This window comes from Mycobacterium sp. 1465703.0, assembly GCF_001672975.1.
Classification (GTDB): domain Bacteria; phylum Actinomycetota; class Actinomycetes; order Mycobacteriales; family Mycobacteriaceae; genus Mycobacterium.
The window spans coordinates 1-11534 of the sequence record NZ_LZKU01000009.1; the positions used below are offsets into that span (position 1 = coordinate 1).

Below are 11534 nucleotides of genomic sequence, written 5' to 3' on the forward strand. Positions count from 1 at the left end.
CGCCGACCTGTCCGACCTGGTGATCCGCAAGGTCAGTGCCGCCGCCGACCCGCGGGCGCGGCAGTTGCGCCGTCGTCGCCGCGCACTGCGGTGGGGCCTGATATTCAGCGCCGGATGTGTGTTCTGGGCCGCGGTGACGCTGCTGCTCGCGGCCTGGGGCTGGTTCGCGTTGCTGCTCGAAATCACCGGAGGCGTGGCGGTCGCACAGGCCTTTTTGGGGACGCTGTTGCTGGCTCGCTACCTCAGTCTGCGGTCGGAGCCACTGCCGGCGAGTCGGCCCGCCAATGTCCGCCGGCTCCCGCCGCCGGGTTCAGCGGCGCGTCCGGCGATGTACGCGCTGGGCGCGTCCGAACGCGGGTTCTCGTCGCTGCTGGCCGTGATCGAGCGGGGTGCGATGTTGCCGACGGCCGAGATCCGCGACTTGACCGCGGCCGCCAACAGGACCTGCGCGGCGATGGCGTCCACCGCCGCGCAGGTGGTGTCGATGGAGCGGGCGGCGCAGGCCAGCGAAGAATCGCGGGCCTATCTGGTGCCCACTATCAACGCGTTCACCGCGCAACTCGGTGCCGGCGTTCGCCAATACAACGAAATGGTCACCGCGGCAGCGCAATTGGTGTCTTCGGTGAACGGCGACGGATCAACCGCGTCGCAGCACTACCGTGCCGAACTGGTCGAAGCGACGGATCGTCTGGTCGGTTGGGCGCAGGCGTTCGACGAACTCGGCGGATTGCGCGGCACCGGCTAATCGGTGCGTCAGAACGTCGCTTTCAACGACGGCAGCACCAGTGCCGCCAGACCACGCGCGGTGGCCTTGAGCATGTCGTAGAAGTCGAAGTAGTCCCGCCACAACGTGATTCGGCCATTCTGAACCTCGAACACACCGCACACCCAGAACTGCAGCCGCAGGGGGCCAAAGATCAGCGCATCGGTGCGTTCGGTGAGCACCGCGCCGCCGTCGGCCGCGATGCGGTGGATCTTCACCTCGAAAGCGGCGCGGCCCTCCATCCGGCGGAACAGTTTCATGGCCCTGGCCCGCCCGTGGATGGTGGGCAGCCCGACGTTTTGGTAGACGAGATCATCGGCCAGCGCGCCGCCGGCCGCGTCGTAATCCGCGTCCTGCAGCGCGTTCAGGAATCCTTCGACCACACGGGTGTTGGCAACGGTTGTCCCAGTCAGCTCGGTCATTCTGCCAGCGTAGGCGCGTGGCCGCCGGGCGTTGTGGCAGGGTGAGCACGATGCGTATCGCCGTGGTCGCCGGGCCGGATCCCGGGCATTCGTTCCCGGCGATTGCGCTGTGCCAACGCTTCGCCGAAGCCGGCGATGAGCCCACGCTGTTCACCGGCGCCGAATGGATCGACACCGCACGCGGCGCCGGCATCGACGCCGTCACCCTCGACGGGCTGGTGGCCACCGACGACGACGTCGACGCCGGTGCCAGGATCCATCGGCGCGCCGCTCGGATGGCCGTGCTCAACGTGCCCGCGCTGCGCGAGCTGGCACCCGACCTGGTGGTATCCGACGTCATCACCGCGGGCGGCGGCATGGCCGCCGAACTGCTGGGCATCCCGTGGATCGAACTCAACCCGCATCCGCTGTACCTGCCGTCGAAGGGACTGCCGCCGATCGGCAGTGGGCTGGCGCCGGGCACCGGCATCCGGGGCCGGCTGCGCGATGCCGCGATGCGCGCGCTGACGGCGCGATCCGTGCGCGCGGGCCTGCAGCAGCGGGCCAACTCCCGCCTCGAGATCGGGCTGCCGGCGCGCGATCCGGGCCCGCTGCGGCGGCTGATCGCTACGCTGCCGGCGCTGGAAGTTCCCCGCCCGGACTGGCCGGCCGAGGCCGTCGTGGTCGGGCCGCTGCACTTCGAGCCGACGAATCGGATCCTCGAGGTTCCGGCCGGTTCCGGCCCGGTGGTGGTCATTGCGCCGTCGACCGCCGTGATCGGGACCGAAGGGCTGGCCGAAGTGGCGTTGGGCTGCCTGGCACCGGGGGAGACATTGCCGGCGGGGTCGCGCCTGGTGGTGTCGCGGTTGGACGGCCCGGAGCTGACCGTGCCGCCGTGGGCGGCGGTGGGGCTGGGACGTCAGGACGAGCTGTTGGCGCATGCCGACCTGGCGATCTGCGGCGGCGGCCACGGAATGGTGGCCAAGACGCTGCTGGCCGGCGTCCCGCTGGTGGTGGTTCCCGGTGGCGGCGACCAGTGGGAGATCGCCAACCGGGTGCTGCGCCAGGGCAGCGCGCGGTTGATTCGGCCGCTGACCTCCGACGCGCTGGTGGCCGCGGTCAACGAGGTGCTGTCGTCGCCCCACTATCGGGCGGCGGCCCAGACGGCGGCCGCCGGCATCGCCGACGTCGCCGACCCGGTCCGGGTGTGCCACGACGCGCTCGCGGTGGCCGGGTGATCCGCCGCGGCCGCCTTACGCTTCGGCGGGAGGGACCGATGAGGATTATCACCACACTCGGCGCCGGCGCCCTGCTGGTGGGCTCGCTGGCCGCCCCACCCGTCGCGCACGCCGACAGTCCAGAGGAACAGCAGGCATGCCAGTTGATGGACGATCCGGCCGCCGCTGAACAGGGACTCGCGCCGGCCGAATACGCCTTCATGCATCTGCGGGCCACCATGTCGGCGCAACGCGCCCGCGACGTCATGTCCGTCGCCGCCCAGGAGGACTGCCCCAACCACATCATCGATCTGCCGGCCAGCTGGAGATAGCCGGGGCCTTCGTGCTCAGGTGTCCGATCCATGCGCGCTGGGTATGTTGACTGGCGTGCGGCTAACGGAGTTTCACGAGCGGGTAGTTCTGCGCTTTGGCACCACCTACGGGTCCTCGGTCCTGGTCGATCACGTGCTGACCGGGTTCGACGGACGGACGGCCGCCCAAGCAATCGAAGAGGGGATCGAGCCCCGCGACGTCTGGCGGGCCTTGTGCGTCGACTTCGACGTACCTCAGGAGCAGTGGTGACCCGTCGTCCGCGTTATCCGTATGCGGGGTAAGGGTTCTGCCGTAGCGCAGTGGCCAGGTGCACGGCGTTGCGGACCGCGTTCTGGGTGGCTGACGCGACAGCTTCTGGCACGTCGTCGAGGTCGGTGTAGTCCGTGCCCTGCATCGCCTCGCCATTCCAATAGGTGCAGCCCTGCGCGGCGATCGAGAATCCGATGTCATTGAGCGCCTGGAAGAGGTCGGCGACGATCTTGTGCGCGCCGTCCTCGTTGCCCACCACCGCCGCCAGGCCGACCTTGCCCACCATCCGCGGCCGTCCCGCGTCGTCGGTGTCGGACAGCTCGGCGTCGAGCCGCTCCAAGACGCGCTGCGCCACGCTGGACATGTGACCGACCCAGGTGGGCGTCGACACGATGACGATGTCCGCCGCCTTGATCTTGGTCAACAGTGCCGGCCACTCATCGCCCGGTCCCATGTCCGCTTCGACACCGGGCAGCAGCGCCAGGTCGACGCACCGCACCTTCTCACTCTCGACGCCGGCATTGCGCAGCTGCTCGAGCAACTGGTCGGCGATCCGTTCGCTGCTGGATGACGCCGGGCTTTTCTTCAATGAGCAGATCAACGCGAGCGCGCGCAGGGAGTGGGTTGCGGCTGAGGACACGGTGGCCAGATACCCCGAGGCGGCGACGTCAAACGACACCGCCTTCGCGGGCTACCGCGTCGTCCGGTGCAGCACGCAGTCGCCGCACAGCGAACCGCCGGGCAGTCGATAGAAAAGGCAGCAGCTGTGACGCCTGAAGCCCAGCCGCGGATCGGTGATGACCCCGGATCCGGCCATCACGCCGGTATCCAGCAGCGAGCAGGTCACCTCGACGATCGGGGTGCGCAGATCGGGCCGCGCCGATAGCAGCGCCCGCGCTGCTCCGACCAGGGCCGAGGCGATGTTGCCCACGAGCAGGGCGGGCGCCAGCTTGACCCGCAGGCCGGCGGCGAGCGGTTGGAGGTGATCGCTCACCACGACGCGATACAGCACGTCAGGCGGGATCGAGGGGACGGGTTTCCCGACCGGCTGGGGCAGCCGTAGCTGTGCACTGTCGTCGGCGCGGTGCAGGTCTTTGAGGTCCGGGATGACGCCGTGGCCGATCGCGCACGCGAGCACGGGCGACCACAGCCGGGTGGCGTGGGCGAGGTGAACCAGTGAGGCGCCGATCCGCCGGTCGCTCGTGCGATAGCGCCGGACGGTGGCGTCGATCAGGTCGGCGCAGCCGTCGGCGTAGGACTGCCCGACCGGATGCCATCCTGTCCCGTCGCCACCCACGACCAGAGCGAAAAAGCCACCGTAGGACGAGATGTCCGACAGCTCCGCGGAGATGTCCATCTGTTCTGAGGCGGCCTTTCGCAGCTGATGTTGCGCATGCGGCGTGTCGAGCTTGAATCGAACACCTGTTCGGCTACTGTGGTGGGCGTTCGGCCAGTCACTTGTCGGTGGCCTTCTCTAGTGTCACCGCCAACCGACCGATACCGGTCAGACGAACACCGACTATAGGAGAGACACCATGGCGCAAGCCCCCGACCGCGAGAAGGCTCTCGAACTGGCGATGGCCCAGATCGAAAAGAGCTACGGCAAAGGCTCGGTGATGCGTCTCGGCGACGAGACGCGGCAGCCGATCTCGATCATCCCGACCGGATCCATCGCACTGGACGTGGCCTTGGGCATCGGCGGGCTGCCCCGTGGCCGGGTCGTGGAGATCTACGGCCCGGAATCCTCGGGTAAGACCACCGTCGCCCTGCACGCGGTGGCCAACGCCCAGGCCGCCGGCGGCGTCGCCGCCTTCATCGACGCTGAGCACGCCCTGGATCCGGAGTACGCCAAGAAGCTTGGCGTGGACACCGATTCGCTGCTGGTCAGCCAGCCCGACACGGGGGAGCAGGCCCTCGAGATCGCCGACATGCTGATCCGCTCCGGCGCCCTGGACATCCTGGTCATCGACTCGGTGGCCGCGCTGGTGCCGCGCGCCGAGCTCGAAGGCGAGATGGGCGACAGTCACGTCGGGCTGCAGGCCCGGCTGATGAGCCAGGCCCTGCGGAAAATGACTGGCGCGCTGAACAATTCGGGCACCACCGCGATCTTCATCAACCAGCTCCGCGAGAAGATCGGGGTGATGTTCGGCAGTCCCGAAACCACCACGGGTGGAAAGGCTTTGAAGTTCTACGCGTCGGTGCGCATGGATGTACGCCGGATCGAGACGCTCAAGGACGGCACCAACGCGGTCGGTAACCGCACCCGGGTCAAGATCGTCAAGAACAAGGTGGCGCCGCCCTTCAAGCAGGCCGAGTTCGACATCCTCTACGGCCAGGGGGTTAGCCGGGAAGGCTCGCTGATCGACATGGGTGTGGAGCAGGGCTTCATCCGCAAGTCCGGCTCCTGGTTCACCTATGAGGGCGAGCAGCTCGGCCAGGGCAAGGAGAACGCCCGCACCTTCCTGAAGGAAAACGACGAAGTCGCCAACGAGATCGAGAAGAAGATCAAGGAAAAGCTCGGCATTGGCGCGGTCGTGACCGATGACGACGTCCTGCCCGCCCCCGTCGATTTCTGAGCCCTCCCGCGAGGAGCAGGCGCGGGCGCTGTGCCTGCGTCTGCTCACCGCGAGAGCGCGCACCCGGGCCGAGCTCCACGGCCAGCTGGCCAAACGCGGCTATCCCGACGACATCAGTGAGCGGGTGCTCGACCGATTGGCCACCGTCGGCCTGATCGACGACACCGACTTCGCCCAGCAATGGGTGCAGTCCCGCCGGGCGAACGCCGGGAAAAGCAAGCGGGCGTTGGCCGCCGAGCTGCACACCAAGGGTGTCGACAACGACGTGATCACTTCGGTGCTCGGCGGCATCGACGCCGGCGCCGAGCGCGACCGGGCAGAACAGTTGGTGCGGTCCAAGCTGCGGCGGGAGGCGCTGAATGACGACGACGCGCGGGTGACTCGCCGGCTGGTGGGGATGCTGGCGCGCCGTGGTTACAGCCAGAACCTGGCATGCGAGGTCGTTTTCGCCGAGTTGGCCGCCGAGCGGGAGCGCCGACGCGTCTAGCTGCGGGTTGATCCAGGGAGCGCTGGCCGCCGTACCATGGCCCCGTGACTTCGATGGTGGCCCAGGACGCCGGAGCCGCGGACGCGGCTGCTGACGCCGGGTCCGCGCGCACCTATCAGGTCCGCACTTACGGCTGCCAGATGAACGTCCACGACTCGGAGCGGTTGGCGGGCCTGCTGGAAGCCGCCGGATACCAGCGCGCGGCCGACGGCGCCGACGCCGACGTGGTGGTGTTCAACACCTGCGCTGTCCGGGAGAACGCCGACAACAAGCTCTACGGCAACCTCAGCCACTTGGCTCCGCGCAAACGCGGCAATCCCGAGATGCAGATCGCCGTCGGTGGCTGCCTGGCCCAAAAAGACCGGGAGGCGTTGCTGCACAAGGCGCCGTGGGTCGACGTCATCTTCGGCACCCACAACATCGGATCGCTGCCCGCGCTGCTGGAGCGGGCCCGGCACAACAAAGTCGCGCAGGTGGAGATCGCCGAGGCGCTGAAGGAGTTTCCGTCGTCGCTGCCCAGCGCACGCGAATCCGCCTACGCCGCTTGGGTTTCCATTTCGGTCGGCTGCAACAACAGCTGCACGTTCTGCATCGTTCCGTCGCTGCGGGGCAAAGAGGTCGACCGCAATCCCGACGACATCCTGGCCGAGGTCGCCTCGCTGGTGGACGACGGCGTGCTCGAGGTCACGCTGCTGGGCCAAAACGTCAATGCCTACGGGGTGTCTTTTGCCGACCCGGCGCTCACCCGCGACCGCGGCGGCTTCGCCCGCCTGCTGCGGGCCTGCGGCGACATCGACGGGCTGGAGCGGGTGCGGTTCACCTCGCCGCATCCGGCCGAGTTCACCGACGATGTGATCGAGGCCATGGCGCAGACGCCGAATGTCTGCCCCGCCCTGCACATGCCGTTGCAGTCCGGATCCGACCGGGTGCTGCGCGCGATGCGACGGTCCTACCGCGCCGAACGCTACCTCGGGATCATCGACCGCGTTCGAGCCGCCATGCCGTATGCGGCGATCACCACCGACCTGATCGTCGGATTCCCCGGCGAGACCGAAGAGGACTTCGCCGCCACGCTGGACGTGGTGCGCCAGGCCCGATTCGCGGCCGCATTCACCTTCCAGTATTCCAAGCGACCCGGCACCCCGGCCGCCGAACTGGACGGGCAGATACCGAAAGCCGTTGTGCAGGAACGCTATGAACGGCTGATCGAATTGCAGGAGGCGATCTCCCTGCAGGGCAATCAGGCCCTGATCGGGCAGACCGTCGAATTGCTGGTTGCCACCGGTGAAGGGCGCAAGGACAGCCGCACCGCGCGGATGACCGGGCGGGCTCGCGACGGCCGGCTGGTGCACTTCGCCGTCGACACACCCGCCGACTCCCCGGTGCGGCCCGGCGACATCATCACCACGGAGGTCACCGGGGCCGCGCCACACCACCTCATCGCCGATGCGGGCATCCTCACCCATCGCCGCACCCGAGCCGGCGATGCGCACGCCGCCGGGCAGCGCCCGCGCGGGGTCGGTCTCGGCATGCCCGCCCTCGGGCCGCCCGTCGGCCCGGCCAAATCCCTTGGATGTGCCCCATGAAAAAAGAGATGAACAACGAAGACACACAACTCGGCGCGCTGCGGAGCGAGATCGAGGCCGCCGAACGGCGGGTGGCACGCGGAATCGATCCCGGCCCAAGGGCTTTCTTCGTGTCGATCCTGGTGTTCGTGCTGCTGGCGTCGTTCATCCTGCCGCACACCGGCGACGTGCGTGGTTGGGACGTGTTGTTCGGCAGCCACCACGCCGGCGCGGCCGCCGTCGCCCTGCCGTCGCGGGTGTTCGCCTGGCTCGCGTTGGTGTTCGGGGTGGGCTTCTCGATGCTGGCGTTGGTGACGCGGCGCTGGGCGCTGGCCTGGGTCGCGCTGGCCGGGACGGCGATTGCGGGTGCCGCGGGCATGCTGGCGATCTGGTCGCGTCAGACCGTGGGCGCGGGACACCCGGGGCCGGGGTGGGGCCTGATCGTCGCCTGGATCACCGTGCTCTTGCTCGGTTACCACTGGGCCCGGGTGGTCTGGTCGCGCACCATCGTGCAACTCGCGGCCGAGGAGCAGCGGCGCCGCGTCGCGGCGAAGCAGCAGTCGATCACACTGCTCGACGGTCTGGACAACCCCACTGCTGCCGAGACCGGCGACGACCCTACCAAAGGCGTCTGACCGCCGCTATTGCTTGCGGGACAGCGCCTCGACGGCCGCCTGCGCCCACTGCCGCCACTGTTCGGCGTTGGCTTTGGCCTCTTCGGCTTCCTTGGTCCGGCCCGCCGCCGCGGCCTTTTGAGCCTGCTGTTCGTATTGCTCGGCACGGATCTGGAACTGCTCGGCCCGGGCTTGCGCCTGCGGGTCAGACCACCCCGCGTCGCCGGCTTCGCGCACCTTCTTCTCGACCGCGCGCAGCCGCCGCTCCAGCTCGGCGGACCGCTCCCGGGGGACTTTGCCGATCGCATCCCACTTGTCCGCGATCGCGCGCAGCGCCGCCCGGGCGGCGTCGTGGTTGCTGGTGTCCAGCTTCTCCGCCTCGGCCAGTAGCGCCTCTTTGGCGGTTGCATTGGCCCGGAACTCGGCGTCCTTTTCCGCCGTCACAGCATTGCGCGCGGTGAAGAACACGTCCTGGGCGGCCTTGAAGCGCCGCCACAGCGCGTCGTCGACCTCCCGGGTCGCCCGGCCGGCCGCCTTCCACTCGGTGAGCAGTTTGCGGAATTCCGCGCTGGTGGCAGCCCAGTCGGTCGAGTCGGAGAGCTCCTCGGCCCGCTCACAAAGACGCTCCTTGGCCTGGCGGATCCCCGAGCGTTCCCGGTCCAACTCGGCGAAATGCGATCCGCGCCGCCGGTTGAAGGCCTCTCGGGCTGCGGAGTAGCGCTTCCACAGCGCGTCGTCGACCTTGCGGTCCACTCCGCTGATCGTTTTCCACTCGTCGAGGATCGCCCGCAGTCGGTCGCCCGCGGCCTTCCATTGCGTCGAGTTGGCGGCCAACTCCTCGGCCTCGGCGGCCAGCGCCTCTTTGCGGGCGGTCTGGGTGGCGCGATGTTCCTCGCGCCGGGAGCGTTCCGCGGCGACGGTCGCCTCGGCGTGTTCGGCGATGCTGGTCAGCCGGGCCGCGAGCGCGTCGATATCGCCCAGCACGGCTGCCGTCGGCAGGGTCTCGGCCAGCTCGGTGGCATGGGCCTTGATCTTGCGCGCATCCCCGCTCCCGGACGCCAGCCGCTCCTCCATGAGCGTGACTTCGGTGGCCAGGTCGTCGAATCGCCGGCCGAAGTGCGCGAACGCGGCTTCGCGATCGCCGGCCTGCCAGGAGCCGACGATGCGCTCACCGGCCGCGCTGATCAGCCACACCGTGCCGTCGTCGTCCACCCGCCCGAACCGATGTGGATCGCTGGGTGGCGGCATCACCAGAGGGTGAGCGGTGGTGGGCCGCGGTGTCGGCCGGGGACCGGGACGCGGTCCCGGACGCGGCGCGGGCCGAGCTGAATCGTCCCGAGGCTCGTCAGCCGTCATGCGCTCGTCACTACCCTTTCCCAACCCTCACCGCGCGGTCCGTGTCCCGCGCGCCTGCCGCGCGTAGCGGCACCGTCTTCTGCACCTGCTGGAACAACCCATCGAGGTTCTCCAACGGGTGCTTAACGATATTCAAGCAGCTTGCTCTGCCACACGCCGCCACCTTGCCATTCCTGACCGGGCCTACGTCCGTGCGGCGGCGTCACCGGATCCACACCGACCCATACCGTCGTGCTGTCGCACCACCGCATCGGGTTCGAGTGCGCCGGCGCGGGCCGAAGCCGCATCGAACACGGTCGACACTCCGGCGACCGGACAAGGCGATGTTGTGACGCTGATCTCATCGACCGCGAGGGGCACGCGCTGGAAAGCGCTGGCAGCGAAGGGGCTTAGCGGACGCGCACAGCCAGCTGTGTAGTTCTCTTAGAGTTATCCCACGCGTTACATAGATTGCTGAACTACTACTGGAGCGGTTACCCGCGGCGCGCAGCGTGTCGAACGTCATGCATTTGTAGTTGAACTGAACGCAAATTGTGCGTGTATTTGCCTGCGCCCCGGGGAAAGCTGGATCGAGCGGTCGTTGGGCGGAGGGGTCGAAAATGTCGAAAGTTGACGTCGCTGCGTTGCTGGCTTTGTGCGCGGCGCTGGCATCGGCGGTCGGCGATGTGATCCGGCAGCGCTCCGCGCACGAAATCACCGACAAGCAAGTCGGGCACCTGGAGCTCTTCCGGATGTCGCTGCGGGACGCCCGGTGGTGGCTGGGCGGGTTGGCCGCGATTACCAACTACAGCCTGCAGGCCGCCGCGCTGGCCTGGGGCTCGGTGGTGCTGGTGACCGCACTGCAGGTGACCGCGCTGCTGTTCGCCCTGCCGATCTACGCGCGGCTGGCCCACCACCGGGTGAAGCCGCGGGAATGGATGTGGGCGCTGGTCCTGGCAGCCGCACTGGCGGTCGTCATCATCGTCGGCGACCCGGCCGCCGGTGTGCAGCGCGCACCGCTGCGAACCTGGATCATCGTGGCCCTGGTGATGGTGCCGCTGCTGGTGGCCTGTGTTGTGGCGGCGCGACTGCGGGCCGGCAGCCCGTTCGCGGCCGTGCTGCTCGCGGTGGTGGCCGGCTCGTCGCTGGCGCTGTTCGCGGTGCTGACCAAGGGCGTCGTAGAGACGTCCGAACACAGCCTGGTAGGCGTGCTGACGTCACCGGAATTCGTGCCCTGGCTCCTGGTGGCCCTGACCGGAATGATCTTCCAGCAGTCGGCTTTCCGTGCCGGCGCGCTGACCGCGTCGCTGCCGACGATGACGGTGGCCAAGCCCGTGGTGGCCGGCCTGCTCGGGGTGCTGGTGCTGGGGGAGACCTTGGACGCCAGCGGCCCCGAGGCGTTCGCCCTGATCGGAGCGGTCGCGGTGGTTCTCATCGCGACGGTCGCACTGGCCCGCGGCGAAGCCGCAACCATAAATCGGGCCGGTTCCCCGCGGGAAGCACCAGGCCCTCAGGTAACCGAAGACGACGACTTCGGCCCCTTCAGTGGCCGTCTAGCGGTGGTGGATAGCTTTCCCCGTTGACGTCAGGCGTACAGCGTGCTGGGTCGCACGCGCGGTCACGTTAGTTTGGTGGCGTGCTGAGCGCCATTGCGATCGTCCCCTCGGCGCCGGTCCTTGTCCCGGAACTCGCTGGGGCGGCCGTCGCCGAGGTGGCCGACCTGGCCGCCGCGACCCTGGCCGCCAGCAGCGCACAGAGCGGTAGGGCGGCGGGCGGCGCGTCCTCGCCGATCTCTGCGGAGAGCCCGACGCGTACGTCCACACCGAAGCCCGCGAACGTGCCCACCGTCCAAGGACCCAGCACCACGTCGTCGGGACCACTCCCGATCGCCACCCACCGTTCGGGCAGCAGCGCGGCGGCGGCCAGGGTCGCGGCGGCCAGGTCGGCCACCTCGGCGACGGCCGCCCCAGCGAGTTCCGGGACAAGGACCGGCG

The 11534-nt window shown here is 68.9% G+C and carries 13 protein-coding genes and 1 pseudogene; 9 read left to right on the top strand and 5 right to left on the bottom strand.

Features of this window, described 5'->3' with window-relative positions; translation table 11 throughout:
- On the top strand, nt 1–745 hold a 745-nt coding region (locus A5625_RS00620), incomplete at its 5' end, for a hypothetical protein (protein ID WP_066988457.1).
- A gap of 8 nt (nt 746–753) precedes the next feature.
- Here A5625_RS00620 and A5625_RS00625 read toward each other — a convergent pair.
- Entirely contained in the window at nt 754–1185 is a 432-nt protein-coding gene (locus A5625_RS00625) for a limonene-1,2-epoxide hydrolase (protein ID WP_066988458.1), read from the bottom strand.
- Nucleotides 1186–1235: 50 nt separating this feature from the next.
- On the opposite strand from A5625_RS00625, the gene A5625_RS00630 reads away from it, so the two are divergent.
- The 3 genes from A5625_RS00630 to A5625_RS00640 are packed head-to-tail and all read left to right on the top strand — an operon-like array spanning nt 1236 to nt 2963.
- Nucleotides 1236–2402: a glycosyltransferase gene (locus A5625_RS00630; RefSeq protein WP_066988459.1), complete on the top strand. Its 1167-nt coding sequence runs from the start codon at nt 1236–1238 to the stop codon at nt 2400–2402.
- 38 nt (nt 2403–2440) lie between these two features.
- Nucleotides 2441–2713: a hypothetical protein gene (locus A5625_RS00635; RefSeq protein WP_066988460.1), complete on the top strand. Its 273-nt coding sequence runs from the start codon at nt 2441–2443 to the stop codon at nt 2711–2713.
- Nucleotides 2714–2756: 43 nt separating this feature from the next.
- A complete protein-coding gene (locus A5625_RS00640) occupies nt 2757–2963 on the top strand; it encodes a DUF3046 domain-containing protein (RefSeq protein ID WP_066988461.1) in 207 nt (68 codons plus the stop codon).
- 13 nt (nt 2964–2976) lie between these two features.
- Here the strand turns inward: A5625_RS00640 and A5625_RS00645 are convergent, their stop codons facing one another.
- Both A5625_RS00645 and A5625_RS00650 read right to left on the bottom strand, forming a co-directional pair.
- Nucleotides 2977–3603 carry a flavodoxin family protein gene (locus A5625_RS00645; protein ID WP_066988466.1) on the bottom strand — a complete coding sequence of 209 codons (627 nt, stop codon included), beginning with the start codon at nt 3601–3603 and terminating at the stop codon, nt 2977–2979.
- Nucleotides 3604–3654: 51 nt separating this feature from the next.
- The gene (locus tag A5625_RS00650; RefSeq protein WP_066988462.1) at nt 3655–4320 is read right to left on the bottom strand and encodes a (2Fe-2S)-binding protein; all 666 of its coding nucleotides are present in this window, start codon (nt 4318–4320) and stop codon (nt 3655–3657) included.
- Nucleotides 4321–4498: 178 nt separating this feature from the next.
- On the opposite strand from A5625_RS00650, the gene recA reads away from it, so the two are divergent.
- Genes recA through A5625_RS00670 form a run of 4 tightly spaced genes read left to right on the top strand, consistent with a single transcriptional unit; the run spans nt 4499 to nt 8226 of the window.
- Entirely contained in the window at nt 4499–5539 is a 1041-nt protein-coding gene (gene recA, locus A5625_RS00655) for a recombinase RecA (RefSeq protein WP_065026859.1), read from the top strand.
- Nucleotides 5505–6026, top strand: coding sequence for a recombination regulator RecX (gene recX, locus A5625_RS00660; protein ID WP_066988463.1), 522 nt, complete (start codon nt 5505–5507; stop codon nt 6024–6026). Before recA ends, recX begins: the two co-directional genes overlap by 35 nt.
- Before the next feature lie 53 nt (nt 6027–6079).
- Nucleotides 6080–7612, top strand: a complete 1533-nt coding sequence (gene miaB, locus A5625_RS00665) for a tRNA (N6-isopentenyl adenosine(37)-C2)-methylthiotransferase MiaB (protein WP_066988467.1) — start codon at nt 6080–6082, stop codon at nt 7610–7612.
- Between the two features lie 8 nt (nt 7613–7620).
- Nucleotides 7621–8226, top strand: a complete 606-nt coding sequence (locus A5625_RS00670; protein ID WP_066988468.1) for a hypothetical protein — start codon at nt 7621–7623, stop codon at nt 8224–8226.
- A 6-nt stretch (nt 8227–8232) separates the two neighbouring features.
- On the opposite strand, the gene A5625_RS00675 is transcribed toward A5625_RS00670, so the two are convergent.
- On the bottom strand, nt 8233–9561 hold the full coding sequence (locus tag A5625_RS00675; RefSeq protein WP_066988464.1) for a DUF349 domain-containing protein: 1329 nt from the start codon (nt 9559–9561) through the stop codon (nt 8233–8235).
- Between the two features lie 599 nt (nt 9562–10160).
- Here A5625_RS00675 and A5625_RS00680 point away from each other — a divergent pair.
- Nucleotides 10161–11123 (top strand): DMT family transporter, encoded by a 963-nt coding sequence (locus A5625_RS00680; RefSeq protein ID WP_066988465.1) that lies wholly within the window; start codon nt 10161–10163, stop codon nt 11121–11123.
- A gap of 148 nt (nt 11124–11271) precedes the next feature.
- Here the strand turns inward: A5625_RS00680 and A5625_RS29420 are convergent.
- Nucleotides 11272–11534, bottom strand: a pseudogene (locus A5625_RS29420) (hypothetical protein); the annotation flags it as partial.